Genomic DNA, 18,738 nt, shown 5'->3' on the forward strand with positions numbered 1-18,738 from the left:
GTCCGAAAGCGTCCCGCCTTGCCCGTCGACCGCGACCCTACGGCGATCCCGCCGGCCCCGAAGACCCGCGTGCCCCTGAAGCTCGAGGAAATGCTGATCGCCGCCGCCATGGCGGCGATGGCGCTGATCACCTTCGGCAACGTGGTGGTGCGCTATCTCACCAATGTCTCCTTCGCCTTCACCGAGGAATATTCGGTGGTGCTGATGGTGGTGGTGACGATGGTCGGCTCGTCGCTGGCCATCGCCACCGGACGCCATATCCGCATCGGCGTGCTGATCGACGGGATGACGCCTGCCCGCTGGCGCTGGTGCGAGATCGCCGCCCTCGCCCTCGTCATCGTCTGTTTCGGCCTTCTTCTCGTCCATGGCGGCCGTCTCGCCTGGGACGAATACCGCTTCGAGGTCCTCTCGCCGGGCCTCGGCAACCCGCAATGGATCTATTCCGGGATGCTGCCGCTGCTGTCGATCGCCGTGATCGCGCGGGCCGCCGGCCGGATCATGCGGCTCGCCCGCGGCGAGGACGCATGACCGCCACCATCCTTTTCGTCGCCTTCGCGGCGATGCTGCTCGCCGCCGTCCCCGTCGGCGTCTCCCTCGGGCTCGCCGGTGCGCTGGCGATCTGGCTCGCCGGGCAGAGCATCATGGCCATGCCGACCAACGTCTATGCCGGCATCGCCAAATACCCGCTCATCGCCATTCCGATGTTCGTGCTGGTCGGCGCCGTCTTCGACCGGACCGGCGTCGCGCTGCGCCTGGTGCGCTTCGCCACCGCCCTGGTCGGTGCCGGCCGCGGCGCGCTGGCGACCGTCTCGGTGCTCGTCGCCATGGTCATCGGCGGCATCTCGGGTTCCGGTCCGGCCACCTCCGCTGCGGTCGGCCAGGTGGTGACGGATTCGATGGTGAAGGATGGCTATCCGCGCGCCTTCATCGCCTCCACCGTCGGCGCCGCCGCCGCCACCGACATTCTCATTCCGCCGTCCATCGCCTTCATCATCTATGCGGTGATGGTGCCGGGCGTCTCGGTTCCCGCCATCTTCGCGGCGGGCATGATCCCCGGCATTCTCGCCGGCCTCGCCATCATCGTGCCGATCCTCGTCATCTCCTGGCTGAAGGATTTCGGCGGCAAGTCGCGCGCCGAAGGCGATGCGCTGACCGTCTGGGGCACGTTCAAGGAGGCGATCTGGGGACTGATGGCGCCGATCATCATCCTCGGCGGCATGCGCATCGGCGCCTTCACGCCGACGGAAGCGGCCGTCATCGCCGTCGCCTACGGCCTGTTCATCGGTTTCTTCATCTACCGGACCCTGACCCTGCGCGACGTCTACGAGATGCTGGTGGAGGCGGGCGAACTCTCCGCCGTGATCCTCATCGTCGTGGCGCTGGCTTCGGTCTTCGCCTGGTCGATCTCGACGCTCGGCATCGTCCAGCCGATCGCCGACGCCATCGTCGGGCTCGGTCTCGGCGGGGCCGGCACGCTGGCGCTGCTGGTGGTCCTGCTCATTATCGTCGGCATGTTCCTCGACGGAATATCGATCTACCTGATCCTGCTGCCGATCCTCATCCCCATCGCCAATTCCTTCTCCTGGGACCTGGTCTGGTTCGGCGTGATCCTCACCATGATGATCGCCATCGGCCAGTTCACGCCGCCCGTGGCGGTCAACCTGATGGTCTCCTGCAAGATCGCCCGGGTGCCGATGGAGGCGACGATCCCCTGGGTCATCTGGATGGTGCTGGCCATGACCATTGCCATGGCGATGGTAGCGGCGGTGCCGGATCTGGCGCTCTGGCTGCCGCGGGTGCTGGGGCTCTGAGCGCGCCGCGCGGGCGCCCCGGCGTCCGGTTCATCCTTGATGCACCGCGGAAAATCCACCATTGTCCGCCGGTCGACTGCAACCGGACGGGCGCAGGTTCACCAGAGGCCGTCGAGGCCCGCTGAGAGGCGATTACGCGATGAGTTCAAAGGTCTATTCCTCCGCCAGGGAGGCCCTTGCGGGCCAGATCAAGGACGGCATGACGATCATGTCGGGCGGGTTCGGTCTCTGCGGCATTCCCGACGTGCTGATCGAGGCGGTGCGCGATTCGGGCGCCAAGAACCTCACGGTCATCTCGAACAATGCCGGCGTCGACGGGGCCGGCCTCGGCATCCTCCTGGAGACCAAGCAGATCGCCAAGATGATCTCGTCCTATGTCGGCGAGAACAAGCTCTTCGCCCAGCAGTTCCTCTCCGGCGAGCTGCAGCTCGAGTTCAACCCGCAGGGCACGCTCGCCGAGCGCATCCGGGCGGGGGGCGCCGGCATCCCGGCCTTCTTCACCAAGACGGGCGTCGGGACGGTGATCGCCGACGGCAAGGAAGTCCGTGACTTCGACGGCGAGACCTTCGTGATGGAGCGCGGCCTGTTCGCCGACATCTCCCTTGTCCACGCCTGGAAGGCCGACAAGGAGGGCAACCTTGTCTTCCGCAAGACCGCCCGCAACTTCAACCCGATGATGGCCACCGCCTCGCGCATGACCATCGTCCAGTGCGAACACCTGGTGGAAGCCGGCGAGATCGACGGCGACGCCATCCATACCGCCGGCATCTATGTGAAGCGCATCGTCCACGTGCCGAACGCCGCCAAGCGCATCGAGCAGCGCACCACCCGCCCCAAGGCAGCCTGAGAGGAACACTGACCATGGCCTGGACCCGTGACCAGATGGCCGCCCGCGCCGCCAAGGAACTGCGCGACGGCTTCTACGTGAATCTCGGCATCGGCATTCCGACGCTCGTCTCCAACCACATCCCCGCCGGCATGAACGTGCAGCTCCAGTCGGAGAACGGCATGCTCGGCATGGGCCCCTTCCCCTATGAGGGCGAGGAGGATCCCGACCTCATCAATGCCGGCAAGCAGACCATCACCGAACTGCCGACGACGAGCTATTTCTCCTCCTCGGACTCCTTCGCGATGATCCGCGGCGGCCACATCAACCTGTCGATCCTCGGCGCCATGCAGGTGGCGGAGAACGGCGATCTCGCCAACTGGATGATCCCGGGCAAGATGGTGAAGGGCATGGGCGGCGCGATGGATCTCGTCGCCGGCGTGCAGAAGGTCGTCGTCGTCATGGAGCACACGGCCAAGGACGGCCCCAAGCTCCTGAAGCGCTGCAACCTGCCGCTGACGGGCGCCGCGGTCGTCGATCTCGTCATCACCGATCTCGGCGTCTTCGCCATCGACAAGAAGGGCGGCACCGGCATGACGCTGATCGAGCTCGCCGAGGGCGTCACCCTCGCCGAGATCGAGGCCAACACCGAGGCGAGCTTCACCGTCGCGCCGGGCCTGGCGGCGGCGGCCTGAGCCCCGGGCGGGGCCTGCGCCCGGCACCGATCCGAGCCGGGAGGCCGCATGGGCCTCCCATTGTCATTGCCGCGCCGCGTCATGCATGATGTCACGTCGGTTTGCGGCCATCGAAATGCCATGTCGCATCTCCATGGTTCCGGCTTCTTCAGGATTGTGACCTCAACGGTCCGCCCAATCGGGGGCGGCCCGGGCCGGGATCGGGACCGCTGCGCTTGAGCCTTGCTTCACCCATCCGCCGCTTGGTCATCGTGGTCGGCGCGGTCACTCTGGCGCTGGCCGGCGTGCTGGCGCTGGTGCCGCTGCTGCTGCCCACCGAGACGGTGCGCCGCACGGTGGTGACCGAGCTCAGCGAGCGCCTGGGCATGCCGGTGTCCATCCGCGGCGACATCGCGGTCTCGGTGCTTCCGCAATTCTCCATCCGTCTCGCCGACGTCCGTTTCGGCGAGGGGGATGCGGCGACGGGCGAGCCGCCGGCGCGCGCCGATGCGGTGGTCGGCGCCCTGCGGCTGCTTCCGCTGCTGTTCGGCAACGTCGCGGTGTCCGACTACACGCTGATCCGGCCGAGCATCTCCGTCCAGGTCGCCGCCGACGGCGCGTCCAACTGGGACAAGTCCTTCGAGCGGCTGCGCGAGAAGACCCGCCTCAGGCGCGGCGGGCTGACCGATTTCCGCATCGCCGACGGGTCGGCGACGGTAAACGACCTGAAGACCGGCCGGCACTTCGCGGTGACCGGCATCGAATTCGCGGTGTCCTGGCCGGGAGCCGACCGGCAGGCCAATGTCTCGGGCAAGCTGACCGTCAACGGCGAGCAGCTGGAGGTCAACGCCATCGTCGCGCGGCCGCAGGCGCTCTTCATCGCCGAGCCGACCGGCCTCAAGATGCGATTCGCCTCGGGGCCGGTGCGTGGTGGCTTCGACGGCTCGCTGACCAACGGCGACACCGTCACCGCCGTCGGCGCCCTGACGCTGGAAGGCGCTTCGATGCGCAACTTCCTGCGCTGGATCGGGCAGAACCCGGGTATCGGCCCCTCGCTCGGCAGCTTCGCGCTGAAGGGCCAGGTGGAGGTCCTGCCGAATTCCCTCGCCTTCACGAAGGTCAATGCGGAGCTCGACGGCAATGTCGCCGACGGGGCGCTGATGGTGAGCTTCGCGGGGGAGCGGCCGCAGATCCGCGGCACGCTGGATGCCGGACGCTTCGTGGCGACGACCTATTTCCGCGACCTCAACCTGACGCCGTACGCCGGACGGGGCTGGAGCCGGCGACCGATCGACCTCTCGGCCATCTCCAGCATCGACCTCGACCTCAGGGTCTCGGCCCGCGAGCTGATCGTCGGCCGTGCCCAGTTCGGCCGGTCCGCCGCCGCGCTGAACGCCCGCAACGGTCGTGTGAACGTCACGCTGGGTGAGGCTCTGGCCTATGGCGGCGTCCTCAGCGGGGCCCTGGTGGTTTCGCCGAGCGGCGAGAGCATGGATGTCAGGGCGTCGATGACCGTGCAGCGCGGGCAACTCGCCCTGGGGCTCGGCGAGTGGTTCGGGTTCCGTCGTCTCGACGGCACGGCCAATATCCAGCTCGGCCTCGAGGCGCGCGGCGGCAGCATGGCCGAACTCGCCCGCACCACCAGCGGACAGATCACGCTCAACGCCATCGAGGGTGCCGTCTACGGCTTCAATGCGGAGGCGATCCTGCGGCGCCTCGAGCGGCGGCCACTCTCGGTCGTCGGCGCCGATGCGCGGTCCGGGCGCACGCCTTACGAGCGGGTCGCCGCCACGGTGCGCATCGTCGGCGGCGTGGCGACCACCACCGACATGCTGCTCGAGGGGCAGATGGTGCGCGTCAGCGTCGAGGGCTCGGCCCAGCTTCCGACGCGCGAACTCGACATGCGCGGCATCGCCACGCTGAAGCGCACCGCCAGTGCGGCGCCGCGCCCGGGGGAGGGCGATTTCGAGCTTCCCTTCGTCGTGCAGGGGTCCTGGGACGATCCCTTCATCCTGCCCGATCCCCAGATCCTGATCCGCCGCTCCGGCGCCGCCGCGCCGCTGCGCGACATCACCCGCGATCGCGACGCGCTGCGCGCGGTGCTGGACGCCATCAACCGGCAGGCCGGTTTCGACAGCGACCCCGCGCCACTGCCGCCGATTTCGTCCTACACCCCCTATCCGCCGATCCCGCCGCGGAACTGACGCTTCGCCTCTCCTCCACGGGATGGCGGTGTGCGAGGGTTTCGGTATCACGGTGCCCGTCCCGATTCGCCTGCCAGAGCCGCCATGCCCTTCCAACGAGACCTCTTCCCGCCCCCGTTCCGGGTCACCCGTCCCTGGCCCTCCGCGAGACGCCTCGTCGCCGCCGCGCTCGTGGCGATGATCGCGACGGCGGTCGCCTTCCCGACCCTCGCCCAGGTGGCCGCGCCGCCGGCCGCGTCGCAGCAGGTTCCGGCACCGACGCCTGCGATCGCCGCCGCCCAGTCGGCGCTCGACACGGCGCGCGCGACCCTCGACCAGTCCGAAGCCATGCTGGAGCGCCATCTCTCCGAGGGTGAACTCGCCGGATTGCGCAGCCGGCTCGACCCGGTGCGCCAGGCGCTGATCGAGGTGGTCGGCCAGATCGAACCGCGGCTGACCGATGCCCGCGACCGCCTCAACCAGCTCGGACCGAAGCCGGCCGAAGATGCGCCGGCCGAATCGGCCGAGGCACGCCAGCAGCGCGACGAGCAGACGCGGGTCGTCGGCGAACTCGATGCCCGGGTGAAAGCGCTGAAGGTGCAGCAGGTGCGCGTCGACCAGATCGCCGAGCGCATCACCGACCGCCGGCGGCAGCTGTTCACGGCGCAGCTCCTCGAGCGCTCCGTTCCCATCGTCGATCCACGCTTCTGGCTGCAACTGTCCGAGGCCCTGCCACGGCTCGGAATCTCGGCCCGATTTCTCGCCGAGGACTGGTGGCATCACCTGACGCAGGTGGCGGGCGTGAGCCGCATCGCCGCTGCGCTCGGTCTCGGCCTGATCGTGGCGCTGATGCTCTATTCGCTGTACCGCCAGGCCCGTCGCTACGGGCTCTACGCGAGCCCCGCGGACGTTCCGACCTCCGGCCTGGCGCGCATCAAGGCGGCGATCCGCACCGCCCTCGAACGCTCGCTCGTCCTGCCGATCCTCGCGGCGAGCCCGCTGCTCATCGTGCAGAACTTCGACCTCGTGCTGCCGCGCGCCCAGCCCATTCCCTGGGCGCTGTTCTTCGCCGTGCTGATCGTTTCCGTCACGCGCGGCGTGATGCAGGCCGTCATGGCGCCCGGCGCCCCGGCCTACCGGCTGGTGGCTCTGCCGGACGCTTTCGCCGAGGCGGTCTTCGTGTCGGTCAGGGCGGCCGCCTGGATCCTCGCTGTCGGCATCGTGGCGCTCGCCTTCGCCCGGGTGATGATCGCGCCTGTCGCCGTGACCGTGGTCGTCACCGGGCTGACCGCCGCCGGCATCGCGGTGGTGATCTTCCTGTTTCTGCGCGGCACGACCCAGCGCCACTTCGACAGCGAGGACGGCGGTGTTCCAGAATCCGCCCATCATGTCATGCCGCCGCCATGGGCATGGACACGCCCGGCGCTCTGGATCGCGCTCGCCCTCATCACGGTCGCCCTCGTCGCCGGCTATACGGCGCTGGCAGCCTTCATCGCCAGCCGCATCGCCGGCGCCGTCGTCATCGCCGCCATCACTGTGATGGTGCTGGCCTTTCTCCACGCCATCATCGCCGAATGGTTCGGCCCCTCGACGGTTCGCGGACGCTCGCTCTCCGCCGCCATCGGCATCCGCCCGGACCGGCTCGACCTCATCGGCACGCTGTTCGGCGGCGCCCTTCACGTCATGGTGCTGCTGGCTTCGGCCATGGCGGTCTTCGGCCCCTGGGGCTTCGGCGGCGCGGCGGCCTCGCTCGACGACGCCTTCTTCGGCATCCGCTTCGCCGAACTCTATTCCCTCGCCGTCACCCTTCTCGGTGCGGGCGTGATCCTCGCCATCGGCATCCTCGTGGTGCGCGCCGTGATGAGCTGGTTTCGCGACAAGGTCCTGCCGCGGACGGGCATGGATTCGGGCCTGCAGAACTCCATCGGCACCATCGTCGGCTATGCCGCCTTCGCGCTGGTGGGGAGCCTGGTGCTGCGCCAGATGGGTCTCGACCTGTCGAACATCACCATCATCGCCGGTGCCCTTTCAGTCGGCATCGGCTTCGGCCTGCAGTCCATCGTGCAGAACTTCGTCTCGGGCCTGATCCTGCTCGCCGAGCGGCCGATCCGGGTGGGCGATTCCATCGTCGTGAAGGGCGAGGAAGGCCATGTCCGCAAGATTTCCGTGCGCTCGACCGAGATCGAGACCTTCGACCGCGCCACCGTCATCCTGCCGAACGCCGAACTCATCAGCGGCGTCGTCAAGAACTGGACGCTGTCGAACACGCTGAGCCGCATCACCATTCCGGTGCGCGTCGCCTATGATTCCGACCCCGACCTCGTCCGCGACCAGATGGTCGCCGCGGCCTGCGACAACCGCTTCATCGTGCAGGACCCGCCGCCACGGGTGCTGCTGATGAGGTTCGGCGATACGGGGCTCGAATTCGAGCTGCGCGGCGTCGTGACCAATGTCGAATATGCGCTGACGACGCGTTCGGACCTGCAACTGGCGATCCTCAGCCGCTTCCGCCGCTACGGCATCATCATCGCGCCGCCAGTGCAGAATGTTCAGACGACGGCCGATCCGGCGCTGGAGGCGGCCGAGACCGCAGTCGCGGAGGCCCCCGCCGAGACGCCCGCGAAGCCCAAGGCGGCTTCCCCGACGCCGGGCAAGCCCGGGCCGAAGCCCTCGCACTGAGGCGGATTCCGGCGGGGTCGTCCCCGATCCCGCTGGTGAATGTTCAGCCCCCGGCCCGGCCGATGGTCTCCGACAGCGGCGTCACCGCATCGCCGACCCAGGCGCGCAGGGCCATCAGCCCCGGCGGTGTCACGGTCAGGGCGCGGCCTTCGGTGGACGGGCGGACCCAGCGGCGTGCCACGGCGTGGTCGAGAATGGCGCGGCCGAGCGTGCCGCCGAGATGTGGCCGCCTTTCGCTCCAGTCGAGACAGGCGCGGCAGAGCGGCCGGCGGCCGGCCTCGAGGGCGGAGAGGTCGACGCCCTCGGCGCGGAAGAAGCTGCGGCCGGCTTCTGTCAGGCTGACCTGACCCTCCGCCGCGGTGAGGCGCCCGTCGGCGAGGAGGCCCTCGTAGAGGCGCACGGCCCATTCACCGGCCATGTGGTCATAGCAGGTGCGGGCCTGGCGCAGGGCCGGGTCGCGCGGGCCGGGCCGCGTGCGCAGACGCCCGGTGCGGGCGGCGAGCCCCATCAGGCCCTCCAGCACATGGGCGACGTCGGGCCCGGAGAGACGGAAATAGCGGTGGCGGCCCTGCGCCTCGACGAGCACGAGGCCGGCCTCGCTGAGCCGCGCCAGATGGCCGCTCGCCGTGGGGGCCCTGACGCCGGCCTCGCGCGCGAGCTCGCCGGCGGTCAGCGCCCGGCCGGCCATCAGCGCGCCGAGCATGTTGGCGCGGGCGGGATCGCCGATCAGGGCGGCGATGGTGGCGATGGACGGACCTTCCTTCATGTGACGCCTCCCCGGACGACGGGATGTCCCGCAACCTCGGACAGGCTACACCGGGCGGGGCACGATTGCTTCGTCCTCCGCCGAAACGTCGGGCCCCCGAACCGGTGGATTGTGCGGCTCTCGCCTTCGCAGTCAGGATCCCGCCATGGCCATGCTCGCCCTCGCCGCCGCCGTCTTCGTCCTCGCCGGCCTCGTCAAGGGCGTTATCGGGCTCGGCCTGCCGACGATCGCGGTCGGCCTCCTCAGCCTGTTCATGGCGCCGGCCCAGGCGGCATCGTGGATGCTGGTGCCCTCGCTGCTGACCAATGTCTGGCAGGTGGCGGCGGGGCCGAATCTCTGGCCGCTGACCCGGCGGCTCGCCACCCTGCTCATAGGGCTCGTGGCGGGCACCTGGCTCGGCAGCGGCATCATCACCGGGGCCTCCGCCGGTCACGCCTCGGTGGCACTCGGGGTGGTGCTGATGGTCTATGCCGGGCTCGGCCTGTCGCCGCTACGGCCGCGCGTGCCGGCCCGCGCCGAGCCTTTCCTCTCGCCGCTGGTGGGGCTTATGACGGGGGTGGTCTCGGCGGGGACGGGCATCTTCGTCATGCCGTCGGTTCCCTATCTGCAGGCGCTGGGGCTCGAGAAGGACGACCTCGTCCAGGCCCTCGGCATCACCTTCCTCGTGGCGACCGTGGCGCTCGGGGTGGGCCTGTTCAGCGAGGGCGTGCTGGCGGGCGGCACCGCCCTCATATCGCTGTGGATGCTGGCGCCCGCGCTGCTCGGCATGGCGCTGGGACAGGCGATCCGCGCCCGCATCAGCCCCGCCGCGTTCCGGACATGGTTCATGATCGGGCTGATGCTGCTCGGCGCGCATCTGGCGGTGAAGCCGCTGCTGTGAGGTGGATGCGAGAAGGATGACCCACCCGCACCCTCCCCGCGCTGCGCGCAGGGAGGGGGACTTTGACGTCCCGCCTCTCCGTCGACGGCTGGGCCTGGCGCAGCCGATGCTAAGGGTTCGAGACGTCGTAGTCCCCCTCCCCTTGGAGCGGAGCGCAAAGGGGAGGGTGAGGGTGGGGCATTCGGCAGCGAGCGCGCCCCCCGCCCTACCCCGTCAGCCATTCCCGGAGCTTGGTCACCCGCGGCTTCATGCGGCCGCCGTCGACGGCGATGCGCAGCGCGCGTATCTCGCCGACCATGACGACCAGCGACCGCCCACGCGTCACCGCGGTGTAGATGAGGTTGCGGGCGAGCATGGCGTAATGCTGCGTCGTCACCGGGATGACCACCGCCGGATATTCCGAGCCCTGGCTCTTGTGGATCGTCGTGGCATAGGCCGGCATGAGGTTTTCGAGGTCGCCGAACGAGTATGAGATCTGGCGGCCGTCGAAGAGCGCGACCAGCTCGCCCTCGTCCTGATCGATGCGCAGCACCTGGCCGAGATCGCCGTTGAAGACGTCGCGGTCATAGTCGTTGGCGGTCTGCATGATCCGGTCGCCGGCGGCATAGGTCCAGCCGTAGCGCTCGATGGAGCGGCCGGCCGGGGGATTGAGCACCTTCTGCAGCTCGACATTGAGGTTGCGGGCGCCGAGCACGCCCTTGTTCATCGGCGCCAGAACCTGGACGTCGCGCATAGGGTCGAGGCCGAAGCGGCGCGGGATGCGCTCCTTAACCATCTCGATGATCTTGGCGAGGCCGCTCTCGGGCGTCGTCGCCTCGACCCAGTAGAAGTCGCTCTCGGCGCCGGCCGGCACGGCTTCCGGCATCTCGCCGCGGTTGATGCGGTGGGCGGTGGCGATGATGCGGCTCGCCTCGGCCTGGCGGAAGACTTCCGTGAGACGCGCGACCGGAACGAGGCCCGAGGCGATGATGTCGGCAAGCGCCTGACCGGGACCGACGGGGGGCAACTGGTCGACGTCGCCGACGAGCAGCAGGCCGGCATCGGCGGGCAGCGCCTCGACCAGGGCGAGCATGAGCGGGATATCGACCATGGAGGTCTCGTCGACCACCAAGAGGTCGCAGTCGATGAGGTTCTCGCGCCCGCGCGAGAAGGCGCCGAATTCCGGATCGATCTCCAGCAGGCGGTGGATGGTCTTCGCCTCGATGCCGGTCTGCTCGGTCATGCGCTTGGCGGCGCGGCCGGTCGGGGCGGCGAGCACCACGGAGATCTCCTGCCGGGTGAGGAGCTTGAGGATGGTGTCGAGCAGCGTCGTCTTGCCGACGCCGGGGCCGCCGGTGATGACGGAGACCTTGGCCGACAGGATCGTCGCCAGGGCTTCCCGCTGCGAGGGGGCGAGCGGCTTGCCGGTGCGCGCCTCGACGCGCGGCACTTCCGTGGCGAGGTCGATCTTGCCCCAGGGCGGCGAGCCCCTGGCCAGATCGCGCAACCGCTCGGCGATGATCGTCTCGGCGCGGTGCAGGTCCTTCAGGAAGAGGTGCGGCTCGCCGCCGATCGTGTCGGCGACGAGGTTGCGGGCGGCGATTTCGGCGGCTGCCGCGTCCTCGATGAGGGCGATGTCGCCGTCGAGCAGGCGGGCGGCGAGCGCCACCGCCTCGTCGCGCGGCAGGCCGGTATGGCCGTCGTCGCGCGCCTCCTGGAGGGCATAGGTGATGCCGGCACGCAGGCGCTCGGGCGCGTCGCGGGCAAGGCCCAGCGACACCGCCACCTGGTCGGCGGTGAGGAAACCGATGCCTTTGACATCGCGGGCGAGGCGGTAGGGATCCTGGCGGATAAGGCCGATGGCGTCGGTGCCGAGCGCCCGGAAGACACGCGCCGCCTGGCCGAGGCCGAGGCCGTGCTCCTGCAGGAAGACGCCGAGATCGCGGACGATGCGATCCTCGGTCCAGCTCTCGGTGATGCGGCGGATGCGGGCCTCGGTGAGGCCGACGATCTCCTTGAGGCGGTGCGGCTCGTGGTCCAGCACCTCGAAGGTGCGCTTGCCGAAGGCCTGGACGATCTTGTGGGCGGTGGCGATGCCGATGCCCTTGATGGCGCCGGAGGCGAGATAGCGCTCGATGCCATCCTTGGAGGCGGGCGGCGCGGTGACGAGGCGGGTCGCCTTGAACTGCAGGCCATGGGTGCGGTCGTTCACCCAGGAGCCCTCGGCCGTCATCATCTCGCCGGCCGCCACCGCCGAGGTCGTGCCGACGATCGAGACGGGCTGCGGCTTGCCGCGGACGCGCACCTTCAGCACCGCGAATCCCGTCGCGGGGGAGTGGAAGGTGACGCGCTCGATGGTGCCCGTCAGGGTCTCCAGCGGGCTGTCGGAGGACGAAGGCAGGGCGCTCGCGCGCATGGAGGCGAATCGCGTGGGGGTTGCGGTGAACGGAGCCGGAACCCTAGACCGGTGGGGATGGGTCGTCCACGCACAAGCGCCCGCCCGGGCCCTGCCCCTTGCAATCGGCCGCCGCGTCCCCATCTGAAGTTCACTGGCCGACGCGGCCTGCCTCTCCGGCGATGCGCGCAACGTTTCCCTCGGGAACCTGTTGCAGCCCGCCACGTTCGAGACGGCATGGCGGTTCCCGCCGGACATCATGCCCTGCCGACCGGCAGAGCGATGCCCCGGCGAGTATCTCGGCCTGACGCGAGATCACCTCATCCAGTCGACCGCGGATGTAACGGCGGCAAGAGGGTGGTCCAGCGTCGACAAATTCTGTATGACGCGAACCCTGGCATCGAGCGGAAGACCCGCTTCGCCGGGGTTTTCTGCGCCGGGAACGCCGGCGCAACGACGGAGAAGCCGAGCTTATGGCGAAGGAAGACGTCCTCAATTTCGAAGGCAAGGTGACGGAGGTCATGCCCGATGCCCGGTTCCGCGTGGAACTGGACAATGGTCACATGGTCGTCGTCTACACGGCCGGGAAGATGAAGAAGAACCGGATCAAGACGCTGGTCGGTGATCGCGTGACCGTGGAGATGACGCCCTACGATCTCGACAAGGGCCGCCTCGTCTTCCGTCACAAGGGCGATGCCCCGCCCCCCGGCCCGCGTCCCGGCGGTGCCCGTCCCGGCGGTCCGCAGCGCCGGCGCTGAGCCGACATCTCCCGGCGCGGATTCATCCGCGCCCGACGGTGCCCACCACGGCGACCTGACGGTCGCCGCTTGCCGTTATGGGCCTTCCATGTCCGCCGGATCTTCACTTTCCCGCCCCGCCACCCTCGCCGGCTTCGGCGCCATCGGCCTCTGGGGCCTGCTGGCGCTGTTCACCGCGGCGTCGGGGACGGTGCCGCCGTTCCAGCTGACGGCCATGACCTTCGCCGTCGGCGGCGGCATCGGGCTGGCGGTGGTGGCGACGCGGCCGGGCGGCCTGTCCCTGCTGGTCCAGCCGCCGCGGGTCTGGCTGCACGGCGTCGCCGGGCTGTTCGGCTATCACGCGCTGTATTTCACCGCGCTGCGCTTCGCCCCGGCGGCGGAGGCCAATCTCCTCAACTATCTCTGGCCGCTGCTGATCGTCGTCTTCTCGGCGCTGCTGCCGGGCCAGCGGCTGAAGCCGCATCACGTGCTCGGCGCGCTTCTCGGCCTCGCCGGAACGGTGCTGCTCATCGCCGGCCGCGGCGATCTCGGGGCCGGCTTCTCGTCCGGCCATCTCCTCGGCTACGCCGCCGCCCTCGGCTGCGCCGTGGTCTGGTCGGTCTATTCGGTGACGGCGCGGCTCCTGCCCAACGTCCCGACCGAGGCGGTCGCCGGCTTCTGCCTCGCCACGGCGGGCCTGGCGCTCGGCTGCCACCTGGTGCTGGAGACCACCGTCTGGCCAGCCTCCGCCGTCGAGTGGCTGGCGATCCTCGCCCTCGGCCTCGGTCCGGTGGGGGCGGCCTTCTATCTGTGGGACCGCGGCATGAAGCGCGGCGACATCCAGGTGCTGGGGGCGGCGAGCTATGCCGCGCCGGTGATCTCGACCCTGGCGCTGGTCGCCTTCGGCCATGCCCAGGCGAGTCTGATCCTGGGGGTGTCGGTGGCGCTCATCGTCGTGGGGTCCGTGGTCGCGGCGAAGGACATGCTCAGGCGGTAAGGACTGAAAAGGCCCCACCCGCACCCTCCCCTCGCTCACGCGAGGAGAGGGGGACTTCGGCGTGGCGTTCATGTCTCGCCGGTCGCGCCAGGCTCATCGCCGGTGATCTCACTCCAAGGTTGTAGTCCCCCCTCTCCGCGAAGCGGGGAGGGTGAGGGCGGGGCCTTGCTGCCGTGGTCAAGTCATGGAGGCCAGGCATGACGCACTTGCCCCATGCAGGTCTGCCGACCCCCCTCAGCCCTGGGCCATCCGCCGGCAATGGTAGTCATAGCCCAGGGTGAAGCCGAGGCGCGTGTAGAGCGCATGGGCCTTCAGGTTGGTCTTGCGCACCTGGAGATAGGCGGTATGGGCGCCGTGCGAGCGGCCCCAGTGCAGCAGCGCGCCGATCATGCGCTGTCCGGCGCCCGAGCCGCGCGCGGCGGGCGTCACGGCGAGATCATAGAGGCCAACATAGCCGCGATCGGCGACGGCGAGGCCGAAGCCGACCGCCTGCTTGTCGATATAGACGGTGGCGAAGGCGGTCTCGACGCGGATGGCGCCGACGATGCGGGCGAGCATGTCGCGCTGCCAGTCGGCGAGCTCATAGGCCCCCGCCGCCCCGTCGATCCAGGCCTGCGAGGGCTCCTCGGACAGGACGACGGCGGCATCGGGCGCGCCCGTCATCTTCACCCGCTCGGCCAGCGAGGCGACCATGACATCGGTCTCGTCGTAGACGGTCCAGCCGGCGCTGGCGAGGGCGGCGTCGATCCCCTCCCCGGCCAGCGGCGTGATGCGGACCATCGGCTCGATGCCGGCCTTGCGGTAGAGCGTGCGGACGGTGCGGATCAGCTCCTCGCCGGAGATCGACGAGGGGTAGAAGGGGCTCGCCGCATTGGAGCGCTTGGTATGGCCGCCGGCCATGCGCAGGAGCCAGCCGTCGCAATAGACGGTCTGCAGCGCCGGCCAGGCATTGAAGAGGCGCTCCTCGAGGGTGCGGACGAGGGCGATGTCGGTCATGGGACTGCCTGTCAGGTGCCCGGCATCCAGCCGGGGGGCGCCAGCCGGAAGCCGGCAAAGTCGAAACCGGGGGCGACGGTGCAGCCGACCAGCGTCCAGTCGCCGAGGCTCTCGGCCGCCTGCCAGTGGTGCGGCGGCACGACGCCCTGCGGCCGCTCGCCGCCGGCGAGATCGGCGCCGAGGACGAGGTGGGTGACCGGCCCGGCATCGCTCGCCGCCAGCGACAGTCTCAGCGGCGCACCGGCGTGCCAGTGCCAGATCTCGACGGCATCGACCGTGTGCCAGTGGGACCGCTCGCCGCGCCTGAGCAGGAAGTAGATCGCGGTGGAGGCGGCGCGCCCGTCCGCGCCCGGCGCATCGCGGAAGGTCTCGACGAAGAAGCCACCCTCGGGATGGGGTTTCATGCCGAGCAGGGCGATGATGGCGTCGGCGGTCATGGTCGTGGTCATGCTGGCGGTCACTTGCGGTTGCGCCCGAAATCCGGATCGGCGGTGTCCTGACGCTGGTCGATGATCGAACGGCGGATGGCACGCGTGCGGGTGAACAGGTCGAAGAGCTGGTCGCCCTGCCCCCAGCGGATGTTGCGCTGGAGGGCGATGAGATCCTCGGTGAAGCGGCCCAGCACCTCCAGCACCGCCTCCTTGTTGTGGAGGAAGACATCGCGCCACATGGTCGGGTCGGAGGCGGCGATGCGGGTGAAGTCGCGGAAGCCGCCGGCCGAGAATTTGATGACCTCGCTCTCGGTGACGGTCTCGAGGTCCGAGGCGGTGCCGACGATGTTGTAGGCGATGAGATGCGGCACGTGGCTGGTGATGGCCAGAACCAGGTCGTGATGGTCGGGCGCCATGACCTCGGTCTTCGAGCCGAGGCCCTGCCAGAAGGCCGCGAGCCGCTCGACGGCGTCCGGGTCGGTGTCCGGTACCGGGGTGAGGATGCACCAGCGGCCGTGGAAGAGTTCCGGGAAACCCGAATCCGGTCCCGAATGCTCGGTGCCGGCCACTGGGTGGGCGGGGATGAGATGCACGCCGGCCGGCATGTGCGGCGCCATCTGCGCGACGATGGAGCCCTTGGTGGAGCCGACATCGGAGACGATGGCGCCGGGTTTGAGATGCGGGCCGATGGCCTCGGCCACCGCGCCCATGGCGCCGACGGGCACGCAGGCGATGACCAGATCGGCACCGCGGACGGCAGCCGCCAGGTCGGTCGTCGTCTCGTCGGCGATGACGAGCTCGCGGACGCGCGCGATCACCGCCTCGGAACGGTCCGCGGCGACCACGCTACCGGCGAGCGGCAGGGTGCGCAGGGCACGGGCGATCGACGAGCCGATGAGGCCCATGCCGATCAGCGCGACCTTGCCGAAGAGAGGGGGCTCGGGACGAGGCTCGCCGGTCACCGCGTCATGAACTCGGCAAGGGTCGCGACGAAGTGGCGGTTGGCCTCTTCGTCGCCAATGGTGAGGCGCAGCGCATCGGGCAGGCCATAGGCGCCGACCCGGCGCAGGACGAGGCCCTTCGAGACCAGATAGGCGTCGGCATCGGCGGCGGTCTTGCCGGCATCCCTGGGGAAATGCAGCAGCAGGAAATTGCCGACGGAGGGAGTCACGGTCAGGCCGAGCTTCTCGATCTCGGCGGTCAGCCAGGGCAGCCAGGTGTCGTTGTGCTCGACCGCCTTCTGCAGGAAGGCCTGGTCGGCGATGGCGGCGGCACCGGCGGCGATCGCCGCGGCATTGACGTTGAAGGGCCCGCGGATGCGGTTCACCGCGTCGATGAGATGGGCCGGGCCGACCATCCAGCCGATGCGCAAAGCGGCGAGGCCATAGATCTTCGAGAAGGTGCGCGTCATCACGACATTCTCGTTGGTCGCCACCAGTTCGAGGCCGCTCTCGTAGTCGTTGCGGCGGACATATTCGGCATAGGCGGCGTCGAGGATCAGCAGCACCGATTTCGGCAGGCCGGCATGCAGCCGCTTGACCTCGTCGAAGGGGATGTAGGTGCCGGTCGGGTTGTTGGGGTTGGCGAGGTAGACGATCTTCGTCTTCGGCGTCACCGCCGCGAGAATGGCGTCGACATCGGCCGTGAGGTTCTTCTCCTTGACGATGACCGGGGTGCCGCCGGCCGCCAGGATGGCGATCTTGTAGACGAGGAAGCCGTGCTCGGTGAAGACACCCTCGTCGCCGGGCCCGAGATAGGCGTTGGTGAGCAGCGACAGCAGTTCGTCCGAGCCCGAACCGCAAAGGATGCGGTCGGCATCGAGGCCGTAGAGCGCGGCGATGGCCTGGCGCAGCTCGGCCGAGGTGCCCTCGGGATAGAGTTCGAGCTTGCCGGCGAGCTTGCTGTAGGCCGCGATGGCGTTCGGGCTGGCGCCGAGCGGCGTCTCGTTGGAGGAGAGCTTGTAGACCTTGGCGACGCCCGGCGCGCCGGACTTGCCGGGAACATAGGCATCGATCGCCATCACACCGGGACGGGGAACGGGACGCGTGGCTTCAAGGGTCATGTCGGCACCGGATGAGGGGCGGGCCCGGCGGCAGGAACCGTCAGGCGGCTATCGGCTTTGCGGTGTAGCCGACCGTGCGGGCGGCTTCAACAGCCATGCCCGAGGCGACGTCCTGGGCGATCTCGGCCTCGGAGGCCTCGCGCGGGCCCCAGGCGAGGAGATGGTGGCGCCCACCCTCCTCGGCGCTGGCCAGAACCGCGTCGACATGAACCGGCGGCGCACCCTTCAGGGTCAGCGCGACGAGGCGCGTGTCGAGGCCGGCCGTGTCGATCGAGGGGTGGCCGATGACCAGGGCCTGGGGCGGCCGCGGGCTGGCGGCGCGGGCAATGGCGGGGGCGGTCGCCATGGCGATGGGCTGGTCCGGGCCGCCGAGCTTCTCCCACCAGGCGTCGCGGGCGGGACCGAGGCCGATGAGGCCGAGATCGCCGCGGTCGCGGGCAATGGCGGCGATGACCGAGCCGGGGCTGGAATGTTTGACCAGCGGCACGCCGAAGCCGAAATGGAAGCGGGCGAGTTCGCGGGCGTTCTCCTGCTCCGGCCCCATCACCACATGGACGGAGTGGGGCGACTGGACATAGGTGAAGGTCGAGATGATCTGCCGCCAGATCTGCACCACGAGTTCCACCGGCAGGCGGCCCTTGTGGTTGTCGACGAGGCGGCGGACGACGTCGGCCTCGCGGGCAGGCCTGAAGGCGGAGCCGGTCTCGGCGGTCTTCTTCACCTCGATCAGCGTCTCGATGATCTGGCCGCGCTCCATGAGAAGGCCGTGCATGGCGGCATCGATGCGGTCGATCTCGCCGCGCAGGTCGGCAAGGCTCGGCAAGGTGGGATCGGTCATGGCAGGTCCGGCCGGTCGCGGCGTCAGGAGAAGAGGGTGTCGGTGGCGGTGCCCGGCAGGGCGGCTGTGACCTCGATCTCGACCTTCATCTCGGGCTTGAACAGGCCGGCGACGACGAGAAGGGTGGAGGCCGGGCGGATGTCGCCGAAGACCTCGCCGAAGATCGGGAACACCTTCTCGGCATCGGCCGCATCGGTGATGTAGTAGGTGGCGCGGACGACGTTGGCCATCGAGGTGCCGGCCTCCTTCAGCGTCGCCGCGATGGTGCGGAAGCAGTTGCGCGTCTGCTCCTCGACGCCCTCGGGCAGCGTCATGGTGGCATAGTCGTAGCCGGTGGTGCCGGCGACGAAGACGAAGCCGCCCTGCACCACGGCGCGGGAATAGCCGGCGGTCTTCTCGAAGGGCGAGCCGGTGGAGATGAGGCGGCGTTCCATGGCGGTGGTCCTGTCGTGGGGCGCGGGCCGAGAGGTTTACACAGTCGCGG

Annotated in this window: 17 protein-coding genes; 9 read left to right on the plus strand and 8 right to left on the minus strand. The window is 69.6% G+C overall.

Annotated elements, in window-relative coordinates; translation table 11 throughout:
• The first annotated feature begins 69 nt into the window (after nucleotides 1-69).
• The 6 genes from Q8O26_RS12800 to Q8O26_RS12825 all read left to right on the plus strand — a co-directional run bounded on the left by Q8O26_RS12800 (nucleotide 70) and on the right by Q8O26_RS12825 (nucleotide 8,173).
• Nucleotides 70-528 carry a TRAP transporter small permease gene (locus Q8O26_RS12800; RefSeq protein WP_305576166.1) on the plus strand — a complete coding sequence of 153 codons (459 nt, stop codon included), beginning with the start codon at nucleotides 70-72 and terminating at the stop codon, nucleotides 526-528.
• Complete coding sequence (locus Q8O26_RS12805; protein ID WP_305576168.1) at nucleotides 525-1,811, plus strand: TRAP transporter large permease; 1,287 nt, start codon at nucleotides 525-527, stop codon at nucleotides 1,809-1,811. The genes Q8O26_RS12800 and Q8O26_RS12805 overlap by 4 nt, the downstream gene beginning before the upstream one ends.
• Before the next feature lie 139 nt (nucleotides 1,812-1,950).
• Entirely contained in the window at nucleotides 1,951-2,658 is a 708-nt protein-coding gene (locus Q8O26_RS12810) for a CoA transferase subunit A (protein WP_305576170.1), read from the plus strand.
• Nucleotides 2,659-2,672: 14 nt separating this feature from the next.
• Complete coding sequence (locus tag Q8O26_RS12815; RefSeq protein WP_305576172.1) at nucleotides 2,673-3,332, plus strand: 3-oxoacid CoA-transferase subunit B; 660 nt, start codon at nucleotides 2,673-2,675, stop codon at nucleotides 3,330-3,332.
• A 215-nt stretch (nucleotides 3,333-3,547) separates the two neighbouring features.
• Nucleotides 3,548-5,515: an AsmA family protein gene (locus tag Q8O26_RS12820; RefSeq protein WP_305576174.1), complete on the plus strand. Its 1,968-nt coding sequence runs from the start codon at nucleotides 3,548-3,550 to the stop codon at nucleotides 5,513-5,515.
• Between the two features lie 84 nt (nucleotides 5,516-5,599).
• Nucleotides 5,600-8,173 carry a DUF3772 domain-containing protein gene (locus Q8O26_RS12825; RefSeq protein ID WP_305576176.1) on the plus strand — a complete coding sequence of 858 codons (2,574 nt, stop codon included), beginning with the start codon at nucleotides 5,600-5,602 and terminating at the stop codon, nucleotides 8,171-8,173.
• A gap of 43 nt (nucleotides 8,174-8,216) precedes the next feature.
• On the opposite strand, the gene Q8O26_RS12830 is transcribed toward Q8O26_RS12825, so the two are convergent.
• Complete coding sequence (locus Q8O26_RS12830) at nucleotides 8,217-8,939, minus strand: helix-turn-helix transcriptional regulator (protein ID WP_305576178.1); 723 nt, start codon at nucleotides 8,937-8,939, stop codon at nucleotides 8,217-8,219.
• A 145-nt stretch (nucleotides 8,940-9,084) separates the two neighbouring features.
• Between Q8O26_RS12830 and Q8O26_RS12835 the strand changes: the two genes are divergently transcribed.
• Nucleotides 9,085-9,819 carry a sulfite exporter TauE/SafE family protein gene (locus Q8O26_RS12835; RefSeq protein ID WP_305576180.1) on the plus strand — a complete coding sequence of 245 codons (735 nt, stop codon included), beginning with the start codon at nucleotides 9,085-9,087 and terminating at the stop codon, nucleotides 9,817-9,819.
• A 205-nt stretch (nucleotides 9,820-10,024) separates the two neighbouring features.
• On the opposite strand, the gene Q8O26_RS12840 is transcribed toward Q8O26_RS12835, so the two are convergent.
• On the minus strand, nucleotides 10,025-12,214 hold the full coding sequence (locus tag Q8O26_RS12840) for an ATP-dependent RecD-like DNA helicase (protein WP_305576182.1): 2,190 nt from the start codon (nucleotides 12,212-12,214) through the stop codon (nucleotides 10,025-10,027).
• 452 nt (nucleotides 12,215-12,666) lie between these two features.
• Here Q8O26_RS12840 and infA point away from each other — a divergent pair, with 452 nt between their 5' ends.
• Nucleotides 12,667-12,951, plus strand: coding sequence for a translation initiation factor IF-1 (gene infA / locus Q8O26_RS12845; protein WP_106750684.1), 285 nt, complete (start codon nucleotides 12,667-12,669; stop codon nucleotides 12,949-12,951).
• Nucleotides 12,952-13,039: 88 nt separating this feature from the next.
• Nucleotides 13,040-13,927: a DMT family transporter gene (locus tag Q8O26_RS12850; protein ID WP_305576187.1), complete on the plus strand. Its 888-nt coding sequence runs from the start codon at nucleotides 13,040-13,042 to the stop codon at nucleotides 13,925-13,927.
• Nucleotides 13,928-14,161: 234 nt separating this feature from the next.
• Here the strand turns inward: Q8O26_RS12850 and Q8O26_RS12855 are convergent, their stop codons facing one another.
• Genes Q8O26_RS12855 through Q8O26_RS12880 form a run of 6 tightly spaced genes read right to left on the minus strand, consistent with a single transcriptional unit; the run spans nucleotide 14,162 to nucleotide 18,688 of the window.
• On the minus strand, nucleotides 14,162-14,923 hold the full coding sequence (locus tag Q8O26_RS12855; RefSeq protein ID WP_305576189.1) for an N-acetyltransferase: 762 nt from the start codon (nucleotides 14,921-14,923) through the stop codon (nucleotides 14,162-14,164).
• A gap of 11 nt (nucleotides 14,924-14,934) precedes the next feature.
• A complete protein-coding gene (locus Q8O26_RS12860; protein WP_305576191.1) occupies nucleotides 14,935-15,372 on the minus strand; it encodes a cupin domain-containing protein in 438 nt (145 codons plus the stop codon).
• A gap of 8 nt (nucleotides 15,373-15,380) precedes the next feature.
• Nucleotides 15,381-16,316 (minus strand): prephenate/arogenate dehydrogenase family protein, encoded by a 936-nt coding sequence (locus tag Q8O26_RS12865; protein ID WP_305576193.1) that lies wholly within the window; start codon nucleotides 16,314-16,316, stop codon nucleotides 15,381-15,383.
• Nucleotides 16,313-17,416, minus strand: coding sequence for a histidinol-phosphate transaminase (gene hisC, locus Q8O26_RS12870; protein ID WP_305576195.1), 1,104 nt, complete (start codon nucleotides 17,414-17,416; stop codon nucleotides 16,313-16,315). The genes Q8O26_RS12865 and hisC overlap by 4 nt, the downstream gene beginning before the upstream one ends.
• A gap of 40 nt (nucleotides 17,417-17,456) precedes the next feature.
• The gene (locus tag Q8O26_RS12875) at nucleotides 17,457-18,254 is read right to left on the minus strand and encodes a chorismate mutase (protein WP_305576197.1); all 798 of its coding nucleotides are present in this window, start codon (nucleotides 18,252-18,254) and stop codon (nucleotides 17,457-17,459) included.
• Between the two features lie 23 nt (nucleotides 18,255-18,277).
• Nucleotides 18,278-18,688: a RidA family protein gene (locus Q8O26_RS12880; RefSeq protein WP_305576199.1), complete on the minus strand. Its 411-nt coding sequence runs from the start codon at nucleotides 18,686-18,688 to the stop codon at nucleotides 18,278-18,280.
• Between the last annotated feature and the right edge of the window lie 50 nt (nucleotides 18,689-18,738).

It is taken from the genome of Phreatobacter sp., assembly GCF_030691135.1.
Classification (GTDB): Bacteria; Pseudomonadota; Alphaproteobacteria; order Rhizobiales; family Phreatobacteraceae; genus Phreatobacter.

What these genes read in the sequence shown, in the direction of transcription:
- Q8O26_RS12810 (WP_305576170.1), top strand. Translation starts at nt 1,951, where the DNA reads ATGAGTTCAAAGGTCTATTCCTCCGCCAGGGAGGCCCTTGCGGGCCAG.
- Q8O26_RS12850 (WP_305576187.1), top strand. Translation starts at nt 13,040, where the DNA reads ATGTCCGCCGGATCTTCACTTTCCCGCCCCGCCACCCTCGCCGGCTTC.
- Q8O26_RS12805 (WP_305576168.1), top strand. Translation starts at nt 525, where the DNA reads ATGACCGCCACCATCCTTTTCGTCGCCTTCGCGGCGATGCTGCTCGCC.
- Q8O26_RS12860 (WP_305576191.1), bottom strand. Translation starts at nt 15,372, where the DNA reads ATGACCACGACCATGACCGCCGACGCCATCATCGCCCTGCTCGGCATG.
- Q8O26_RS12880 (WP_305576199.1), bottom strand. Translation starts at nt 18,688, where the DNA reads ATGGAACGCCGCCTCATCTCCACCGGCTCGCCCTTCGAGAAGACCGCC.
- Q8O26_RS12825 (WP_305576176.1), top strand. Translation starts at nt 5,600, where the DNA reads ATGCCCTTCCAACGAGACCTCTTCCCGCCCCCGTTCCGGGTCACCCGT.
- infA (WP_106750684.1), top strand. Translation starts at nt 12,667, where the DNA reads ATGGCGAAGGAAGACGTCCTCAATTTCGAAGGCAAGGTGACGGAGGTC.
- Q8O26_RS12835 (WP_305576180.1), top strand. Translation starts at nt 9,085, where the DNA reads ATGGCCATGCTCGCCCTCGCCGCCGCCGTCTTCGTCCTCGCCGGCCTC.
- Q8O26_RS12815 (WP_305576172.1), top strand. Translation starts at nt 2,673, where the DNA reads ATGGCCTGGACCCGTGACCAGATGGCCGCCCGCGCCGCCAAGGAACTG.
- Q8O26_RS12840 (WP_305576182.1), bottom strand. Translation starts at nt 12,214, where the DNA reads ATGCGCGCGAGCGCCCTGCCTTCGTCCTCCGACAGCCCGCTGGAGACC.
- Q8O26_RS12875 (WP_305576197.1), bottom strand. Translation starts at nt 18,254, where the DNA reads ATGACCGATCCCACCTTGCCGAGCCTTGCCGACCTGCGCGGCGAGATC.
- Q8O26_RS12855 (WP_305576189.1), bottom strand. Translation starts at nt 14,923, where the DNA reads ATGACCGACATCGCCCTCGTCCGCACCCTCGAGGAGCGCCTCTTCAAT.
- hisC (WP_305576195.1), bottom strand. Translation starts at nt 17,416, where the DNA reads ATGACCCTTGAAGCCACGCGTCCCGTTCCCCGTCCCGGTGTGATGGCG.
- Q8O26_RS12830 (WP_305576178.1), bottom strand. Translation starts at nt 8,939, where the DNA reads ATGAAGGAAGGTCCGTCCATCGCCACCATCGCCGCCCTGATCGGCGAT.